The sequence below is a fragment of the Nocardioides sp. JS614 genome (assembly GCF_000015265.1).
Lineage (GTDB): Bacteria > Actinomycetota > Actinomycetes > Propionibacteriales > Nocardioidaceae > Nocardioides.
In genome coordinates this window covers 1771526-1789195 of record NC_008699.1, presented here as the reverse complement: position 1 = coordinate 1789195, position 17670 = coordinate 1771526, and the positions used below count along the sequence as shown (strand labels likewise).

Here is a 17670-nt window from a genome sequence, read left to right as displayed (position 1 = left end):
CCGGGCTCCTCATCGCAGGACCGCCAGGGCCTCGGCGACCAGCGCGGTGGTGCGTTCCCAGCCGGTCAGCGTCGCGCGCCGCCGCAGCACCGCCGCCCTGAGCTCGGCCCGGTGCCCGGGGTCGGTGAGCCAGGCGCGCAGGGCGCCGGCCAGCGCCGCCGGGTCCTCCGGAGGCACCAGCACTCCCCCGTCACCCAGCGCCTCGCGGACCCCGCCCACGTCGGTGGCGACGACCGGCAGTCCGCGGGCGAGCGCCTCGGTCACGACCATGCCGTAGGTCTCCGCGCGGGAGGCGAGGACCAGCAGATCCGCCTCGGCGTACGTCGCCTCCAGCGCCGACCGGGTCAGCGGACCGGTGAGCCGGACCGCGCCGCCCAGGGCGGCCGCGAAGGCCGGCTCGACGTCCAGAGACCCGACGCCCCGGCAGGTCCACGCGAGGTCGTCGAGCCGACCCAAGGCGGCCTCCAGGACGTCGTACCCCTTCAGCGGGGTCACCGCACCCACGCACAGCAGGGCCGATCCGTCGACGCTGCCGGGCGCGAGGGGTGCCGGGTCGGTGCCCGGCTCGGCGACGAGGACCCGATCGGGCTCCAGCCCGTAGCGCTCCACCAGCCAGGTGCGGGTCCAGCGGCTCGTGGCGATCACGCCGGCGGCGGCGCGCAGGACGTCGCGCTCCCACGGCGCCTCCGGGCCGAGGGGCAGGTGCACCAGCACCACCAGCCGCAACCGGTGCGCCTCCGCCACGAGGTCCGGCGTGGTCAGCAGGCCGTCGACCAGGGTCAGCGACCCGTCCGGGACGGTGGCCGTCGACGTGTGCTCGGTCGCGCCGAGGCCGTCGGAGACCCGGCGGTCGTAGACGTTCCCGCCGCTCGGCCGGGCCGGGTCGTCGACGCCTGCGGGCAGCACCAGGTGGACGGTCACACCGGCCTCGCGAAGCTGGCCGAGGCGATGTGCGACTCGTGCAGGGTGACCAGGAGGCCCGTCACCGGGCCGAGCCCTGGGGTCCGCTCCGCCAGCCGGTCGGCGACCGTCCGCGCGAGCAGCTCGGTCGAGGTGTTGACGCCCGCGAAGTCGGCCTCGTCGTCGAGGTTGCGGTAGGTGAGCCCGCCGAGGACCTCGCGGAGCAGCTCGGCCGCGCGGCCGATGTCGAGGAGGATCCCGTCCGGCCCGAGCTCCGGCCCGGAGAACGCCGCGTCGACGACGTAGGTCGCACCGTGCAGGCGCTGCGCCGGCCCGAAGACCTCGCCGGTGAAGCTGTGCGCGACCATCATGTGGTCGCGGACCGTCACGGTGTACACGGCGGGTCCCCCTCGACGTCCGGGTAGCGGATCGTGTGACACAGCGCGTCCAGGCGGCCGTCGGCCAGCCGGGCCATCACGTCGGGCAGGTCCTCGAAGTCGGACTCCCCGGTCAGCAACGCGTCGAACGCCGGGTCGCGCAGCAGCTCCAGCGCGAGCGCCAGCCGGTCGGCGTGGGTGCGGGTGGCCCGGCGGGCCGCGGCCACGGCTCCGACCTGACTGGCGCGGATGCCGAGCCGCCCGGAGTGGAACGCGCCGCCGAGCGAGAGCTGCACCGGCTGGTCGCCGTACCAGCTGAGGTCGAGCACGGTGCCCTCCGCGGCGAGCAGGTCGAGAGAGAGCTGCAACCCCGCGGCGGTGGCGCTGCAGTGCACGACGGCGTCCCGCGCAGCCGGCGCCTCGTCGGGTACGGCGAAGCCGACGCCCAGCGCGGCCGCGACCCGGGCTCGCCCCGGGGCGACGTCGACCAGCGTGACCTCGGTGGCGGGGATCCGGGCGACCAGCCGGGCCACGCAGCACCCCACCATCCCGCCGCCCACGACCGCGATCCGGTCCCCGACCAGCGGCCCCAGGTCCCACAGCGCGTTCAGCGCGGTCTCGACGGTGCCGGCGAGCACCGCGCGGCGGGCCGGCACCCCGTCCGGCACCGGGACGACCGCGGTCGCCGGGACGACGTACTCCGTCTGGTGGGGGTGGAGGCAGAAGACGGTCCGGCCGACGAGGTCCGCGGGCCCCTCCTCGACCCGGCCCACGCTGAGGTAGCCGTACTTCACCGGCCCGGGGAAGTCGCCCTCCTGGTGGGGCGCGCGCATCGCCGCACGCTGGTCGGCGGGCACCCGGCCGCGGAACACCAGCGTCTCGGTCCCACGACTCACGCCGGAGTGCAGCGTGCGCACCAGCACCTCGCCGGCGGCGGGCCGACGCGGCCCGACCGGCCGGAGCTCGCCGTGCCCGGGCCCGCCGACCCAGAAGGCGCGGGCGGCGCGGGTCGGGGTGAACCGGGCCGCAGCGGCGTCCGTAGGACTGGTCACACCCACACACACGGAGGTGCCGTGCCGACGGTTCACCACCGGCTCCGACGACCCGCGGACGCCGTCACGCTGGTCCGGGCGCTGCTCGCGCTCGTCGTCGCCGTCATCGGGCCCACCGGCCCGGGCCTGGTGCTCGTCGCCGTCGCCCTCTCCCTCGACTGGGTGGACGGCCAGGTGGCCCGACGTACCGGCACCTCATCGGCGTCCGGCGCGCGCTTCGACATGGAGACCGACGCGTTCCTGATCGCGGTGCTCAGCGTGTACGTCGCCGCCGCGCACGGCTGGTGGGTCCTGGCGATCGGCGCGGCCCGCTACCTGCTGTGGCTCGCCGAGCGGCTGTGGCCGTGGCTGCGTCGGCCGGTGCCGCCGCGCCACTGGCGCAAGGTGGTGGCGGCGGTCCAGGGCGTGACGCTCGCGGTCGTCGCCGCGGACCTGGTCCCCGACCGCCTGGCCGAGGTCGCGCTCGTGGTCGCCCTCGGCCTGTTGGCCGAGTCGTTCGGCCGGGACGTGTGGTGGCTGCGGCGGACCCGGCGGGCGCCGCACGACCAAGCGGCGTACCCCCGCGGCGGCGGCCTTACCCTGGCCGCCCTCGCCGTGGTGTGGGTCGCGCTGGTCCTGCCCGACGGCCCCGGGGGCCTGGTGCGCGTGCCCGTGGAGGCGGCGCTGCTCGTGCTCCTCGCGCTGGTGCTCGGTGCGCGGGCGCGCCGGGTCGCCGCGGTGCTGGTCGGCCTGGCGCTCGGCGTCCTGATGGTGCTCGGCCTCGCGGACGCGGGGTTCCGCGCGATCCTGGACCGCCCCGTCGACCCGGTCACCGACTGGGCCTATCTGGGGCCCGGCGTCGGGGTGCTGGGCGACTCGGTGGGCCGGCCGGCAGCGGTCGCGACCGCCGTCGCGGCGGGCCTCGCGGCGGTGCTGGTCCTCGTCGTGCTGCCGCTCGCCACCGTCCGGGTCAGCCGGCTGGTCGCGACCCATCGCGCAGCCTCGGCCCGGACCGCAGTCGCCCTGGGGCTGGCCTGGCTGCTCGGCATGATCGGCCTGCCCGTGGCCACGAGCGGCGCGGCCGGCCTGGCCTTCGACGAGGTCCAGCAGGTGCGTGCCGACCTGGCCGACCGGCGCGCCTTCGAGCACGAGATCCAGACCGACCGCTACGCGGGCGTTCACCCGGACCGCCTGCTGGCCGGCCTGCGCGGCAAGGACGTGCTGGTCGTGTTCGTGGAGTCCTACGGCCGGGTGGCCGTGCAGGGCACGTCGTTCGCGCCGAACATCGCGCCCGGCGTCGACGCGGTGCTCGACGACGGCAGCCGACGGCTGCGGGCCGCCGGCTGGTCGGCGCGCAGCGCGTTCCTCACCTCGCCGACCTTCGGGGCCGCCAGCTGGCTGGCCCACTCCACCCTGCAGTCCGGGCTGTGGGTCGACAGCCAGCAGCGCTACGACCAGCTGGTGGGAGCCGACCGGCTCACGCTCGCCTCGGCGTTCGAGGGTGCGGGCTGGCGCACGGTCTTCGACGTCCCGGCGAACACCCGCGACTGGCCCGAGGGAGCAGCGTTCTACGGCTTCGACCAGCTCTACGACTCGCGCAACGTCGGCTACCGCGGCCCGGAGTTCGGCTACGCAACGATGCCGGACCAGTACACGCTGGCCACCTTCCGCCGGCTCGAGCTCCAGCAGCGGCACCGGCGCCCGGTGATGGCCGAGATCGACCTGGTCTCCAGCCACCACCCGTGGGCACCCTCACCGGAGCTGGTGCCCTGGGACCGGGTCGGCGACGGGTCCGTGTTCGGCGAGACCGCGACGCAGCCCGACTCCTCCGACGTACGCCGGCTCTACGGCCAGTCGATCGAGTACACGATGGACACCCTGGTGTCGTTCCTGGAGACCTACCCCGACCCGAACCTGGTCCTGGTCGTCCTCGGCGACCACCAGCCGCACTCCTACGTCACCGGCCCGGACCCGGGCCACGACGTACCGGTCTCGGTGATCGCCCAGGACCCACGGGTCGTCGACCGGATCGCCGGCTGGGGCTGGCAGCCGGGCCTGCACCCCGCCCCCGACGCCACCGTCTGGCGCATGGACGCCTTCCGCGACCGCTTCCTGGAGACGTTCAGCCGCTGATCCGCAGCACCGGGTGGCCGTCGGCCGACCGGACCTGCACGGACACGATGTCCGCGACGGACGCCGCGGTCGCGCCGGTGATCGTGAGGGTGCGGCCGGGCAGGCCGCGCCAGCTGGCGACCTGCTCGACGCCGCCGTCGCGGGTGCGCACGACCAGCTCGTACGTCGGTGGCCCGGCTTGCTGGTAGTACCCGTCGGTCGGAGCCTGGTAGGTGCAGGTCAGCTCGAGGCGGGTGCCCCAGGCGACCGAGGTCATCGAGAGCCACCCGGTCACGCCGTCGGCGCCGACCGGGGTCATCTCGCGCGCCGAGGCGGACGCGGTGGGCACCGCGACCGGGGCGCCGTCGCCGTCGTTCGTCGTGACGACCGCGACCGACGCGGCGCCGACCACCACCACCGCGGCGGCCGCGGCCAGACCGGTGAGCCAGCGCCGACGTCGGCGACCCCGGCGTACCTCCCGCACGAGTGCCGGCAGGAGCGTGTCGGGCACCGGCTCGTCGACGGGCGCGGACTCGAGGACCTCGACCGAGACCTGGGACAGCAGGCCCGGCAGGCCGGCGAGCTGCTGCACCGACCGGGCACAGTCCTTGCAGCCGCGCAGGTGGCGCTCGAACTCCAGCCGCTCCTCCGGCGCCAGTGCGCCGAGCACGTAGGCGCCGTCGAGGTGGGCGAGCTCGCAGCCGTCGGCCGGGTGCGGGACGCTGGTCATGCGACCACCCCGCTCTCCTCGAGGGCCAGGCGCAGTGCCCGGAGCGCGTAGTGCGTGCGCGACTTGACGGTGCCCTCCGGCACGCCGAGCCGCCGCGAGGCCTCCGCGACGGACTGGCCGCGGTAGTAGCACTCGAGCAGCACCGCCCGGTGCTCGGCCGAGAGCCTGGTGAGTGCGTCGCCGACCACCCACGACAACAGGAGCTGGTCGGTGCGGTCCGACTCGCCGGCCCCGTCCGGGACGTCGGCCACGGCGATCTCGCTCTGCCACCGCTTGGTGCGCCACTCGTCGATGACGATGTTGCGCGCCACCCGGAACAGCCAGGCGCGCACCGAGCCGTGCGCCTCGTCGAGGGCGGGGAAGTTCCGCCAGGCACGCAGCAGCGTCTCCTGCACCACGTCCTCGGCGCGGGCCCGGTCCTGCCCGGTCAGGCGCAGGCAGTAGCCCCAGAGCGCGGCGGCGTGCTCGTCGTGCAGCTGCTGCATCAACGCCTCGGGGCTTCCCTGGCTCTCGGCGGCCATCGCACCTCCCACCCGTCACACGCAGGAACCGGCTGTCCGGTTCAGTCTGGACCAGCCGTGGTGCCGCGCGGCGACATCAGGAGGCGGCCGCGCGCTCCTGGGCCTCGGTCAGCGCCTGGGTCAGCAGTGCGACCAGTGCCTCGAGCTGGACGTCGACCGAGGACGCGATCTCCTCGTCCGACCCGTCCAGGGCGACGGCGGCGAGCCCGGCCTTGCTGTCGATCAGCTCGGCGACCCGGGTGTCGATGGTCTGCGAGGCGATGATCCGCCACGCGGTCACCGGCTCCTCCTGCCCGATCCGGTGCACCCGGTCGATCGCCTGGGTCTGCTCCGCGTCGGTCCAGGACAGCTCGGCCAGGACCACGTTCGAGGCGACCTGGAGGTTGACGCCCACGCCGGCGGCGGTCAGCGAGCACACGATGACCGCGACCTCGGGGTCGTTGACGAACGCGTCGATGTTGCGCTGGCGTACGGCGGTCGTCTGGTCGCCGCGGATCGACGAGTAGCGCAGTCCGCGCGCGGCGAAGGTCTGCTCCGCCTCGTCCATCACCTCGATGTGCTTGGCGAAGAAGACGACCTTGCCGACGTTGCGGGCGAGCTGGGCGGCGTAGTCGGCCGCGAGCCCGGCCTTGGCCCTGCCGATGCGCCGCATCATGCTGAACACGTTCTCGCCGCTCGAGGTGTCCATGTCCTCGCGCTCCCAGGTCGCGACCCGCCGCACGAGCTCGTGGTCGATGCCCTCGACGACGCGGCCCTCCTTGCGGGTCGCCAGCGCCATCTCGTAGCGCTCGACGAGCCGGCGGGCGAGCTCGCGCTCGGCGGCCCGGATCGAGCGGCCGGCCTCGTCGTCGAGCTCGACCGGCAGGTCGGCGACCCGACGGGCCGGGATGTCCGCGGCGACGTCGATCTTGCGCCGCCGGACGATGCCCATGTCGACGACCGCGCGCCGTGCGTTCGGGTAGAAGCCCGGGTCCGCGGGGGTCAGGCCGGTGTCCTCGAGGGCGTCCATCAGGGCCCCGAGCGGCAACTTCTCGTCGATCCAGCCGAGAAACTCCCAGATCGCCTGGAAGTCCTCGATGTCGTTGATGAGCGGGGTGCCGGTCAGCGCCATCAGCAGCGGCCGGGGGAAGCGGGTGCGGATCCGGTCGGAGAGCTGGAGCACGTGCTGGGAGCGCTGCGAGGACTTGTTCTTGATGAAGTGCGCCTCGTCGACGACCATCCCGCGGAAGCCGTGCTGGCCCAGCCAGCCGACGTGCCGGTCGAGGACCTCGTAGTTGATCACCACGATGTCGGCGAAGCCGTCGACGTCCTCACCGTCGCCGTGGATCACGGTGACCGAGCGTCCCGGCGTCCACAGGCCCACCTCGCGCGCCCAGTTCGTCTTGACGACGTTGGGGACCACGACCAGGAGAGGGTAGGCGTCCGCGGCCTGGGCGGCGAGGAGCGCCTGGGCGGTCTTGCCGAGGCCGGGCTCGTCGGCGAGCAGGAAGGTCCGGTGACCGGCGCCGGCCGCCGCCACGAGCTGCGCCTGGTGGTGCATCAGCTCCCGGCCGGCGGGCAGCCGGACCGCGGAGATCGGCTCGGGCAGTGCCATGCACGAGGCCGCGCCGGTCTGCCCGACCTTCGGCAGCGCGTACTCGAAGGACCGGAACAACGGGCCGAGCAGCTCCCAGCCGGCCAGCCGGCGGGCGCGGCCGCTGCCCTGCGGCGCGTGGGAGAAGTCGGGCACCAGGAACGGGTTGGAGAGCTGGCGCTGGACGACCGACTGCGGCACCACGCGGCGCGTGGGAGCGGTGATCACGGCCATCGGCTCCGGCTCGGCGGGCTCCTCCTCGACGACCTCGAGCCCGGCGGCCTCGATCATCCGCCGGCGCAGCTCCTGGGCGGCGTCGGAGACCACCGCCTGCTCGGCCAGGAGCGCCAGCAGCGAGGTGTCCCGCGCGGCGGTCTTGGCGAGGATCGTCGCGATGCCGTCCAGGCGCTTGAGCTGCTCGGCGCGCTGCGCCTCGGTGCTCTCGGCGTCGGCCTTGACCCGGGCCCGCTCCTCGCGGACCAGCAGGGCGACGACCTGGAACTTCGTGCGGGTCGACGGGGACACCGCGCCGCGCTGGACGGCGGTCTCCACCTCGCGCACCGCGCGGGCGAGCACCGGGATGATGCCCTCGTTGTCGAGCGCGCGGCCGCCACGACGCTGGTTGCGTGCGGGGGCACGGCGACCTGCCGACTGGCGCTGGCCCTGTCGAGCCAAGAACCCCTCCTCCGGAGTGTGCTCGTTCTGAAGGACGACGACCTGGGCGCCCCGGGGCGGTGCGCTCGTCGGCGTACTGGTTCCACGGATCCGCAGGATCGATGGCGCAGACCTACGAGATCGAGAGACCGGGCGAGATGGCCGGGACTCGGCGTGGGGCACCGGTCCACGACGTGCGACCGGGTGCGATGACCATCGTACACAGCAATCGCCCAGGGGTCCGCATTCCCTGTGGTCCGGCGCACACGCGGTGGCACCACGGATCGCTGCCCAGGCTCCTAGGCTCGAGTCGTGACCGCGCCCGACCACGCACCCCGGAACCGCACCGCACAGCGCACCTCGCTGTTCCCGCCGCAGCACGGCGCGTGGGCGTTCCTGGGGCTCCCGCTGGCGCTCGGCTTCCTGGTCGGGGACCCGGCCTGGGCCTGGCTGCCGCTCGCCTGGGCGTGGATCGCCGCCTACCCGGCGTCGTACTTCGTGCTCAGCTACGTCCGGGCGCGCAGGCCGGAGCGGTTCCGCCGGCCCCTTCTCGTGTGGGCCGCGCTGTTCGCCCCGGCCGGTCTCGCGGTGGCGGTGATGCGGCCGTGGCTGCTGTGGGTCGCGCTGCTCTACCTCGCCTCGTTCGCCGTCAACCTCGCGTACGCCCGGCGCAACCGGGAGCGGGACCTCGTCAACGACGCGGTGTTCGTGGCCCAGTGCTCGGGGATCGTCGTGGTGACCGGGTTGGTCGGCGACGACCCCGACGAGTCGATGCCCGCGGGACTGCTCGCGGCCGTGCCGGACCAGGCGTGGCTGCTCGCGCTGGTGTGCGCGGTCGTCCTGCTCGGCTCGACGCTGCACGTGAAGTCGCTGCTGCGCGAGCGCCGGGACCCGCGGTACGCCCGGGCGTCTCGCGCGTTCGCCGTGGCCTGCCTGCTCGCCTCCCCGCTGCTCGCGCTCGTCTGGGGGCTGCCGGCGGGCTGGCTCCTGGTACCCGGCTTCGCGGTGCTCGCGGCCCGTGCGCTGCGCCGCGACTGGTCCGGGATGCGGCCCGGCACCATCGGCATGGTCGAGCTCGGGGGGTTCGTGGTCGTGCTCGCGGCAGCGGGCGCGGCCGTGGCGGTCGCCTGAGCGACCGCCACGGCCGTCCCCCTCGCCCTCGCCGGCCGCCGGAGTCGGGACGACCGACGTGTGGGGGGTCAGGGCAGCTGGACGTGGCGGTGGCGCATCTTCCAGAGGAAGTACTTCTCGAAGCCGAGCTTCATCAGGTGCGCCTGCGGGCCCGGGATCAGCACCCCGTGCTTGCGCGGCGGCAGCATCTTGTCGGCGAGGAGGATCACGCCGTTGTTTCCGGCGTCCATCACACAGACCGCCTTGATGTCCCCGAACGACTTCGTCCGGGTCGGGACCTCGCCCTTGACCTGCGCGGCGATGTTGGCGGCGGCGGTGTGCGCCATCACCTCGGCCGGGAACCCGGTCTTGGGGATCCCGACCGGCGTCGGGGTCTGCCACGGCACGTCCACGGCCGCAGCCACGCCGACCGCGTAGACGTCGTCGTACTTCTCGCTCTGGTAGGTCGGGCGCACCTGCACGTAGCCCTTCTCGTCCGCCAGGCCGTCGGACCGGGTGAGGAAGTCCTGCCCGACGAACGGCGGCACCACCATGCCGAAGCCGAACGGCAGCCGCTCCCCGTCAGCGGGCAGGGGGTTGAACAGGAAGTGGTCACTGGCGGAGACCACCGTCACGTCGACGTCGCCGTCCAGCTCGTGCCGGACCGCGAGCGCCGCGGTCAGTCCTCCGAAGTTGGCGCCGAGCACCAGGACCTTCTTGCGCATCTCTCGAGCCTCTCTCCGGGTGTACCCGAGGTGACACCAGATATACCCCCCGGGGTATAGTGGGACGAGGGTCCAGAGACCCGACGACCGGGCCTTTGGACCTCGCTCGTCCCGACCCCGCCTGCCCGCAACCCCGAAGCCGAAGGACCCGCCGTACTCATGAGCATCGACCGCGCCGTTCTCACCCTCGCCGGCACCCTCATCCTGATCAGCGTCCTGCTCGTCGCCCTCGTCTCTCCCTGGTGGCTGCTGCTGACCACCTTCGTCGGCCTCAACCTGCTGCAGTCCAGCTTCACCGGCTTCTGCCCGGCGGCGATGATCCTGCGCCGGTGCGGCCTCAGCGGCAGCTGCGCCTTCCGCTGAGCTGGATCCGAGCTGAGGGTCACCCGCCCTGCCCCCGCACATCCGGACTCGGCACGTCGTGATCTGGACGACTCTCTCGCGCCCTCAGACCGGTCTCGAGCCTGCCGATCTTCATGAATGCCGGGGGGCACCTGACCTACGCTGGGCGTGGGGATGAGTTGAGGGGTGACGCTGTGGCGACCGCAGACAAGGGCTACCGGGTCTCGTGGGACGAGCGCGCCGGCGTGGCGCGCACGGACTGGCAGCCGGGCGCGCACTGCGACCTCGCCCTGGCGAAGGCCATCGACGAGGAGATCCACGCCCTGGGTCGGGGCCGGGTGCTCTCGCTGGTGGACCTGCGCGACGGCGTGCAGATCGACCGTGACGCCCGCGAGTACTTCATCGACCAGAACCCGCACTACCGCGCGGTCGCGCTGGTCGCCGACAACGCACCGGCACGGATGCTCGCGAACTTCTTCCTGGGCCTCAAGCGCGGCGAGAACCCGGTCCGGATGTTCGGCTCCGAGGCCGACGCGATCGCCTGGCTCCAGGCGCAGCCATGACCAGCCACGAGCGGATCCAGCCCGTCATCGAGCTGCTGACCAGGCTGGCGACCGGCGACCTCGATGCCCGCGGCGCCCGGATCGCCGGCGACGAGGACCTGGACGCGGTGATCTTCGGCATCAACATGCTCGCCGAGGAGCTCAGCGCCAGCCGGACCGACCTCGAGAAGCGGATCGAGGCGCGCACCCACGACCTCGAGATCACGCGCCGGGAGGCGGTGCGCGCCCGCAAGGAGGCGGAGGCCGCCACCGCCGCCAAGTCGGCGTTCCTGGCCACGATGAGCCACGAGATCCGGACCCCGATGAACGGGGTCATCGGCCTGACCCGGCTGCTGCTCGACACCGAGCTCGACGAGACCCAACGGCGCTACGCCAAGGGTCTGAGCGAGGCCGGGACCACGCTGCTGACGCTGATCGACGACATCCTCGACTTCTCCAAGATCGAGGCGGGGATGCTCGACCTCGAGCGGGCGCCGTTCGATCCCCGGCGGACCCTGGACGCCGTTGCCGGCCTGGTGGCGAACAGCGCGGCTCGCAAGGACGTGGAGCTCGTCGTCGAGGCGGTCCCGGACCTGCCCGCGGGCCTCGTCGGCGACGAGGCCCGCCTGCGCCAGGTGCTCCTGAACCTCGCCTCGAACGCGGTGAAGTTCACGTCCACCGGAGAGGTCGTGATCCGGGCGACCCTGGACCGGTCCGGCCAGCCGGCCGCGAGTCCGGGCGAGACCCCCGTCCGGTTCGAGGTCGTCGACACCGGCATCGGCATCCCGCAGGCCGCGCAGGCGCGCCTGTTCCGGTCGTTCACCCAGGCCGAGGCGTCCACCACGCGTAGGTACGGCGGCACCGGTCTCGGTCTCGCGATCTCGCGACGCCTGGTCCGCCTGATGGGTGGGACCATCGGCTTCGAGAGCCAGGAGGGCCACGGCAGCACGTTCTGGTTCGCCGTACCGCTCACCGCCGCGGACCTGGACACCAGCCGGGACGCGGACCCGGCCAGGGGGATCCCCGCGGACGCGCGCGCCCTGCTCGTCGACGACAACGCGACCCAGCGTCGCGTCCTCGGTGCCCAGCTGACCGAGGCGGGGCTCCGTACCGACGTGACCGGGCGCCCGGAGGCGGTGCTGACGCTGATGCGGGCCGCCGCGGCGGCCGCGGACCCGTACGCCGTCGTCCTGGTCGACTCCCGGCTGCCGGGCGTCGACGGCCTCGAGGTGCTGGCTGCGATCGGGGCCGACCCCGCGTTGCGGGACAGCCGCCCCGTCCTGCTGTCCGCGACGGCCGAGCTCGACCACGACGCCGTGCTCCGCGCCGGCGTGAGCACGGTCGTGACCAAACCGGTCCGCCTGAGCGAGCTCCGGAGCCGGCTGACCGAGCTGCTGGCGCCGCCCGCACCGACCGCTCCCGAGCCGGACGCGCCGGCCCCGCCCCGCGGGTCGGCGCCGAGCCGCGGGTCGGCGCCGAGCCGCGGCCGGGTGCTGGTCGCCGAGGACAACTCGATCAACCAGCTGGTCGCCGAGGGCCTGCTCACCAGGCTCGGCTTCGAGGTGGACCTCGCCGGCGACGGCAAGGAAGCGGTCGCGGCCGTCGCGCGCCAGTCCTACACCGCGGTGCTGATGGACGGCCAGATGCCGATCATGGACGGCTACCAGGCGACCGCGGAGATCCGCAGCCGTGAGGTCGGGACCCGACTGCCGATCATCGCGATGACCGCGTCCGCCACCGAGGACGACAAGCGGCGCGCGCTCGCCGCCGGGATGGACGGGTTCGTGGCCAAGCCGGTCGACGCGGCCACCTTGGACCGGGTGCTCAGCCAGTGGGCTCCGGCCGAGCCGGTCGACCAGGGCGCACCGTCCGACGAGGAGCCCGCACCGGCCGACGGGCATCCGACCGAGGACCTCGGTCCGGCCCTCGACCTGGAGCGCGTCACGTTGCTGCGCGGTCTGGGGAACGCGAGCACCGGAGGGCTGCTGCCCACGCTGGTCGAGGCCTTCGCAGCGTCCGCGCCGAGCCTCGCCCACACCATTGCAGAAGCCGCCGCCCGGAACGACTGGCCGGCGGTGCGCACCCGGGCCCACCAGCTCGCCGGCGCCGCCGACAACATCGGCGCACTCGCGGCCGGCGGCCTGGCCCGGACCATCGAGCGGCACGCAGCCGAGGGCCGGGAGGCCCCGGGCGAGGCGGCCGGCCGGATCGAGGCGGAGGTCGACCGCGCCGTCGACCAGCTGACCCGCACGCTGCAGCGCGCCGGGTGACGGCGCGGCCCTCGCCTCGGCCCCGGGCTCAGCCGGCGCGCCGGGTCGCCTCGGTCCGCTCGACCAGGCGCGCGAACGCCTGGGCGAAACCGTCGACCACCTGCTGGTGGTCCGGCACCAGGCCGGCGTCGGCGGCGAGGCCGACGAACACCTTGCCGTCGTAGCTGTAGATCGTCAGGCTCATCGCCTGGTCGGCCGTCAGCGGCGCCCAGCCCAGCATCGCCTCGACCTTCCGCCCGGCGATGTAGAGCGGCACCTGCGGCCCCGGCACGTTCGTCAGCACTCCGACCGCCCGGTTGGCCAGGAGGTCGATGGTCGCGCGGTAGAGGGCCGTGCTCATCCGACCGATGGCGGCCTGGATCCCGTAGTCGACGACCGCCTCGTGGCCGTTCTTGATCCGGCTCATCCGGCGCCGCACCACGTCGAGGGCGCGGACCGGGTCGTCGATGTTCGTCGGCAGCTCGAGCTGCACCAGCGCGAACCCGTTGCCGAGCTCGACGGGCAGGTCCGGGTCGAACGGCTTGAGGTTGACCGGCACGTCCCACGTGACGCTGTGGCACACCGCGTCATGGGCCTCGAGGTACGCCCGCAGCGACTGCGCGACGCAGCTGACCAGCACGTCGTTCGCGGTCGCCCCGTGCGCGTGCGCGACCGCCTTGACCTCGGCGAGGGACAACGGAGCGGTCCAGGCGATCGCCTTGCGGTCCCCCACCGTCCCGCTCCACGCGGTGGTGTCGTTGCGGGTCCCCAGGACCAGCTTGCGAGCAGCGTCGACGTCGCCGGGGAGCGCCGAGACCACCGGCAGGGCACCGAACCGGCCGAGCATGGCCTCGGAGAGCGTGAGGGCGCTGTGCGCGGCCCCTACCGGGTTGGTCATCGCGCTCCGGGCGACCTGCAGGGAGGTGGTCGCAGCGGCCACCGCACGGCCGGTCAGGGAGGTGTCGCCCCGGCGCGGGACCGGCGTCCGAGCGGCATCAGGCGCCTTCCGCACCGTCTTCCTGGCCGTCTTCCGCGCTGGGCCGGGGTCCTCGCCGTCGGGGCTGCAGTCGAAGACCCGCAGCACGAGCTGGACCATCCGGATCCCGTCGGCGATCGAGTGGTGGCCCCGGAACAGCACGGCGCTGCCGCCGTGGAACCCGTCCACGAGCACCGCACGCCACAGCGGCTCGCCGCGATCGAGCGGGAGCACCCGCTGCGCGGCGATCAGGTCCTGCAGCTCCGCGTCACCCCCGGGCGCCGGGAGCACCACCTGCTCGAAGCGGTCGTCGAGGTCGGCCTCGGGCACCTCCTCCCAGCACAGGGCGCCGTCCTCGTCGCGCACGATGACGCTGCGGACCACGTCGTACCGTTCCCAGAAGCGCTCCCTCATCACCTCACGGAAGCGGTCCCAGTCGATCGGCTCGGCCGTCCAGAAGAGACTGTCGACGACCATCAGGTTGCCGGGCTTGTCCATCGCCAACCAGAGCGCGTCCTGGCCGCTCAACCGCTGTCGTCCACCCATGACCGCCTCACCCTCATGACCCGCTGGTAGCGCCCATCGTCACGCCCTCCGCGGTCGACGGGCAGGGACGAACGTCATCAGTGCGCGCGCCGAGCGTCACGACCCGGTCCGGCTGGCCCCTGCGGCGGCTCGGGCCGCGAGCGCGCGCTCGCGGATGCCCGCGATGTGCTCGGCGGTGTAGATGCCGTTCACCCCCGAGATCGTCGCCAGGCGCATCCCGTGCTTGAGCCCGAGCTTGTAGATCTCCTTGACCTTCGGCCACTCGATGTTGCGACCGACGGTGAACGTCTCGTAGCGGCCCTCGAGGGCGAGGACGACGGTCTCGGCCAGGCACGCGTAGGCCACGTTCTTGGGCAGCCCGATGTTCTTCATCCGTACGTCGCCGGGCAGCTCGATCTCGCCCGACTCCACCACGAGCACGTCCGGCCGCCGGGCCACGTCCTCGGCCGAGAGGTCCAACGGACGCGCCACGTCGGTGATCACGCAGCCCGGCTTGACCGCCATGATGTCGAGCACCCGCTTGCCGGCGCCGGAGGTGGCGGTGACGATCAGGTCCATCGCCGCCAGGTGGTCGTCCGGCGTGGCCGCGACGTGCACCTTCGCCCTGGGGTTCTCCCGCTGGATCTCCTGCTTGAGGGCGAGCAGCTTCGCGGACTCCGGCGAGACCAGCCACAGCTCGGCGCTCGCGAGCGCGAGCAGGCGTGCGCACACCGAGCCGATCGCCCCGGTGGCGCCGACCACCATCGCCTTGCCCTTGAGGTGACCCTGGTCGTCCACCGGCGCCAGGCCGAGCTGGAGCAGCGCCTCGTGCGCCGCCCACAGGGCACCGGCGGCGCTGTAGCTGTTGCCGGTCGTGATCGGGAGCGGCGCCTTCTTCGCCACGGTGACCCCGGCATCGCCGACCACCTTGGTGAACGCGCCGAGACCCATGATCTGGGCGCCCAGCCGGCGCGCCGTCTCCGCCGCGGCGAGCAGCCGCCCGTAGGTGAACTCGGGGCTGTGCGCCATCAGCTCCTTGGGGGTGCCGCCGACCGAGATCAGCCAGCCCTCCGCCTCCGCGCCGGTCGGGGAGACGATGCCGGTGACGTGGCTGTAGGTGAACGGCGGCGCATAGGCGACCGCCTTCTCCACGGCGTCCATGACCACGCCCGGCGCGATCTTGGAGAGGGTCCGGAGCGGCTCGACGTTGTTGAAGTACTGCTGCGACAGGGGGTGGATGACGAACGCGAACCGGCTCTTGCGCTTGAACCCGTTCGGGTAGAGGACCCGTGGCTCGAAGCCGGCGGCGGCGATCATCTCCAGGAGGTCGTCGTTGGTGAGCCGGCCGGAGGCGTGCACGGTCGCCAGCATCAGCGCTTCGAGCACCGCCGCGCTCACGGTGACCCCGAACGGCTGGGGCGTCACGTCGATGACCATGTCGACCCCGCGGTCGCCCAGCTCGGTGAGCCGCTCCGCGGAGATCGACCTGCTGATCAGGGTCTTGCCCGCGAGGTCCTCGAGCCCGAAGCCCGCGAGCTCCTCGTACGTCCCGACGACGACGTCGCAGTCCCGGGCCGCGCGGCGGGCGAGGGCGTGGCTGACCACCTGGCCAGGGGCCTGGAGCTGGGCCCGCACCAGGCCCGGCAGCAGCCCCAGCGAGGACCGGCCGAGGTCCGCCGCGACCGCGAGCAGCGGGTTGGCGTCGAGGCGGGCGGGCAGGTCGAGGCGCAGCAGCGGGTCGGCGAACTCGAGGTTGGCGGTGTACTCGCGCAGGATCCGGGTGGTGCGCTCGTGGTTCTGGCCGCCGAGGACGACGGTGCGGGCGTTGTCGAAGTAGCCCGGCAGCTCGGTCTGGACGCGCCGTACCGCCCACTCCTGGAGCACGCCGAGGAGGGCATGCCCGTCCGTGACCGGGACCGCGTCGGTGGCGCGGACCACCCGCTCGATCGCGGTCAGCTCGCCGTCGTACAGCCCGCTGGCCTTGGCCTCGCGCAGCCCGCTGACCGCGATCGCCGTGGCCCGTGGCGCCATCGCACGCACCAGCTCCTCGGCGGCCGCGAGGTCCCCGTCCGTGCCGATCCGCCTGATCCGGAACCGGCGGTGCAGGAAGGTGACGGTCTCGTCGTAGTCACGCTCACGGCCGGCGAGGCTGACGTTCACGACCAGTGGCAGCTCGGTCCTCGGCATCGCGCTCACCCTCAGACCATCGCCGCGGCGTTGATCTCCGGGTGCTCGACCATGTAGTCGAGGAGCCGGCCCGCGTAGGAGTCGAAGGACGGGCACACCACACCGGTCCCCTCGAGGTTCGCGGAGGTGTGCGAGGTGTCGTAGCTCGTCGGCGACGCGAAGTAGTCCAGCGACTCGGCGGGGATGCCGAGCAGGCGCTCGACTCCGGGGAGCCCCACCAGGGCGCGGGTCGGGCCGAGCGGCAGCCGCAGCCACACGACCCGGCGTCCCAGGTGGCGCGCGAACGTGGTCACCAGCTCGCGGACCGTCGGCGGGTGCGGGTCGGTCAGCGCATAGGTGCGACCCACCGAGCGGTCGAGCACCGAGAGCGCGTCCATGGCGTCGATGACGAAGTCTCGCGGCACCAGGCAGAACCGCACGCTGTCGGCGTCCCCGACCGCGGGCACCACCGCGGCCCACCGTGGCTGCCGCCGCAGGAAGGTCGCGAGGAAGTAGGGGCCGTCGTACTTCTGCGTCGCCCCGGTGCGCGAGTCACCGACGACGATGCCGGGCCGGTAGACCGTGGCCGGCAGACCGTCGGCCATCGCCCGGCGGACGAGGAGCTCGGCCTCGAACTTCGTGGACTCGTAGTGGTTGCGGAACTCCTGCCCGGTGTCGAGGTCGTCCTCGGAGAAGCGGCCGGGGTGACGGCCGCTGACGTAGCAGGTGCTGACGTACTGCAGCCGGTCGAGGCGCGCGCGGGTGCGGCAGAACTCGAGGATCCGTTCGGTGCCCTCGACGTTGACCCGTCGGGCGACCGCCTCCGGCACCGTGAGGTCGTAGACGGCGGCCAGGTGCCACACCTCGGTGACCTCGGCCAGACCGGCGTGCGCGGCGGGTGCGACGTCGAGGCCCGGCGCGGTGAGGTCGCCCTCGACCAGCTCGACGCGGCCGGCGACGTGGGGCTGGTCGGCCTCGATCCTGGCGAGCCTGGTGCGCGCCTCCGCAAGGTGCCGGGGCTGGACCAGGCAGATCGCCCGGACCCCCTCCCGCCGGGCCAGCAGGCGCCCGAGCAGGGCCGATCCGAGGAAGCCGGGGAACCCGGTCATCAGCAGAGCCGTCACGTACCGGACGGTA

Annotated in this window: 15 protein-coding genes; 5 read left to right on the top strand and 10 right to left on the bottom strand. The window is 73.6% G+C overall.

Going from position 1 to position 17670, the window contains the following annotated elements; translation table 11 throughout:
* Nucleotides 1–9: 9 nt before the first annotated feature.
* From NOCA_RS09915 to NOCA_RS09905, 3 genes are read right to left on the bottom strand one after another with little or no spacing between them, the layout of a single operon-like run.
* Nucleotides 10–921: a glycosyltransferase family 4 protein gene (locus NOCA_RS09915; protein WP_011755141.1), complete on the bottom strand. Its 912-nt coding sequence runs from the start codon at nucleotides 919–921 to the stop codon at nucleotides 10–12.
* The gene (locus tag NOCA_RS09910) at nucleotides 918–1298 is read right to left on the bottom strand and encodes a 6-pyruvoyl trahydropterin synthase family protein (RefSeq protein ID WP_041546443.1); all 381 of its coding nucleotides are present in this window, start codon (nucleotides 1296–1298) and stop codon (nucleotides 918–920) included. The genes NOCA_RS09915 and NOCA_RS09910 overlap by 4 nt, the downstream gene beginning before the upstream one ends.
* A complete protein-coding gene (locus tag NOCA_RS09905) occupies nucleotides 1286–2329 on the bottom strand; it encodes a zinc-dependent alcohol dehydrogenase (RefSeq protein WP_049774552.1) in 1044 nt (347 codons plus the stop codon). Before NOCA_RS09905 ends, NOCA_RS09910 begins: the two co-directional genes overlap by 13 nt.
* 21 nt (nucleotides 2330–2350) lie before the next feature.
* On the opposite strand from NOCA_RS09905, the gene NOCA_RS09900 reads away from it, so the two are divergent.
* Nucleotides 2351–4441, top strand: a complete 2091-nt coding sequence (locus tag NOCA_RS09900) for a CDP-alcohol phosphatidyltransferase family protein (protein ID WP_158305654.1) — start codon at nucleotides 2351–2353, stop codon at nucleotides 4439–4441.
* On the opposite strand, the gene NOCA_RS09895 is transcribed toward NOCA_RS09900, so the two are convergent.
* The 3 genes from NOCA_RS09895 to NOCA_RS09885 form a co-directional block, all read right to left on the bottom strand.
* The gene (locus NOCA_RS09895) at nucleotides 4431–5150 is read right to left on the bottom strand and encodes an anti-sigma factor family protein (protein ID WP_011755137.1); all 720 of its coding nucleotides are present in this window, start codon (nucleotides 5148–5150) and stop codon (nucleotides 4431–4433) included. The two genes, NOCA_RS09900 and NOCA_RS09895, sit on opposite strands and share 11 nt — an antisense overlap.
* The gene (locus tag NOCA_RS09890) at nucleotides 5147–5671 is read right to left on the bottom strand and encodes a sigma-70 family RNA polymerase sigma factor (protein ID WP_011755136.1); all 525 of its coding nucleotides are present in this window, start codon (nucleotides 5669–5671) and stop codon (nucleotides 5147–5149) included. The genes NOCA_RS09895 and NOCA_RS09890 overlap by 4 nt, the downstream gene beginning before the upstream one ends.
* 76 nt (nucleotides 5672–5747) lie before the next feature.
* A complete protein-coding gene (locus tag NOCA_RS09885; RefSeq protein WP_011755135.1) occupies nucleotides 5748–7919 on the bottom strand; it encodes a DEAD/DEAH box helicase in 2172 nt (723 codons plus the stop codon).
* Between the two features lie 291 nt (nucleotides 7920–8210).
* On the opposite strand from NOCA_RS09885, the gene NOCA_RS09880 reads away from it, so the two are divergent.
* Nucleotides 8211–9029, top strand: coding sequence for a YwiC-like family protein (locus NOCA_RS09880; RefSeq protein WP_011755134.1), 819 nt, complete (start codon nucleotides 8211–8213; stop codon nucleotides 9027–9029).
* 68 nt (nucleotides 9030–9097) lie between these two features.
* Here NOCA_RS09880 and NOCA_RS09875 read toward each other — a convergent pair whose 3' ends face one another.
* Nucleotides 9098–9733 carry a hypothetical protein gene (locus NOCA_RS09875; protein WP_011755133.1) on the bottom strand — a complete coding sequence of 212 codons (636 nt, stop codon included), beginning with the start codon at nucleotides 9731–9733 and terminating at the stop codon, nucleotides 9098–9100.
* Between the two features lie 159 nt (nucleotides 9734–9892).
* Here NOCA_RS09875 and NOCA_RS09870 point away from each other — a divergent pair, with 159 nt between their 5' ends.
* The 3 genes from NOCA_RS09870 to NOCA_RS09860 all read left to right on the top strand — a co-directional run bounded on the left by NOCA_RS09870 (nucleotide 9893) and on the right by NOCA_RS09860 (nucleotide 12887).
* Nucleotides 9893–10096, top strand: a complete 204-nt coding sequence (locus tag NOCA_RS09870) for a YgaP family membrane protein (protein WP_011755132.1) — start codon at nucleotides 9893–9895, stop codon at nucleotides 10094–10096.
* A gap of 173 nt (nucleotides 10097–10269) precedes the next feature.
* The gene (locus NOCA_RS09865) at nucleotides 10270–10638 is read left to right on the top strand and encodes an STAS/SEC14 domain-containing protein (protein ID WP_011755131.1); all 369 of its coding nucleotides are present in this window, start codon (nucleotides 10270–10272) and stop codon (nucleotides 10636–10638) included.
* Nucleotides 10635–12887, top strand: a complete 2253-nt coding sequence (locus tag NOCA_RS09860) for a hybrid sensor histidine kinase/response regulator (protein WP_011755130.1) — start codon at nucleotides 10635–10637, stop codon at nucleotides 12885–12887. The genes NOCA_RS09865 and NOCA_RS09860 overlap by 4 nt, the downstream gene beginning before the upstream one ends.
* A 28-nt stretch (nucleotides 12888–12915) precedes the next feature.
* On the opposite strand, the gene NOCA_RS09855 is transcribed toward NOCA_RS09860, so the two are convergent.
* From NOCA_RS09855 to NOCA_RS09845, 3 genes are all read right to left on the bottom strand, one after another.
* A complete protein-coding gene (locus NOCA_RS09855; protein WP_011755129.1) occupies nucleotides 12916–14388 on the bottom strand; it encodes a WS/DGAT domain-containing protein in 1473 nt (490 codons plus the stop codon).
* A gap of 96 nt (nucleotides 14389–14484) precedes the next feature.
* Entirely contained in the window at nucleotides 14485–16554 is a 2070-nt protein-coding gene (locus NOCA_RS09850) for a dehydrogenase (RefSeq protein WP_011755128.1), read from the bottom strand.
* Nucleotides 16555–16565: 11 nt separating this feature from the next.
* Nucleotides 16566–17657, bottom strand: coding sequence for an SDR family oxidoreductase (locus NOCA_RS09845; RefSeq protein WP_197687713.1), 1092 nt, complete (start codon nucleotides 17655–17657; stop codon nucleotides 16566–16568).
* Nucleotides 17658–17670: the final 13 nt, after the last annotated feature.

Bases quoted from the DNA above. Each gene is read 5' to 3' on its own strand.
- NOCA_RS09890 (WP_011755136.1), bottom strand. From the start codon at position 5,671: ATGGCCGCCGAGAGCCAGGGAAGCCCCGAGGCGTTGATGCAGCAGCTG.
- NOCA_RS09855 (WP_011755129.1), bottom strand. From the start codon at position 14,388: ATGGGTGGACGACAGCGGTTGAGCGGCCAGGACGCGCTCTGGTTGGCG.
- NOCA_RS09895 (WP_011755137.1), bottom strand. From the start codon at position 5,150: ATGACCAGCGTCCCGCACCCGGCCGACGGCTGCGAGCTCGCCCACCTC.
- NOCA_RS09850 (WP_011755128.1), bottom strand. From the start codon at position 16,554: ATGCCGAGGACCGAGCTGCCACTGGTCGTGAACGTCAGCCTCGCCGGC.
- NOCA_RS09860 (WP_011755130.1), top strand. From the start codon at position 10,635: ATGACCAGCCACGAGCGGATCCAGCCCGTCATCGAGCTGCTGACCAGG.
- NOCA_RS09875 (WP_011755133.1), bottom strand. From the start codon at position 9,733: ATGCGCAAGAAGGTCCTGGTGCTCGGCGCCAACTTCGGAGGACTGACC.
- NOCA_RS09870 (WP_011755132.1), top strand. From the start codon at position 9,893: ATGAGCATCGACCGCGCCGTTCTCACCCTCGCCGGCACCCTCATCCTG.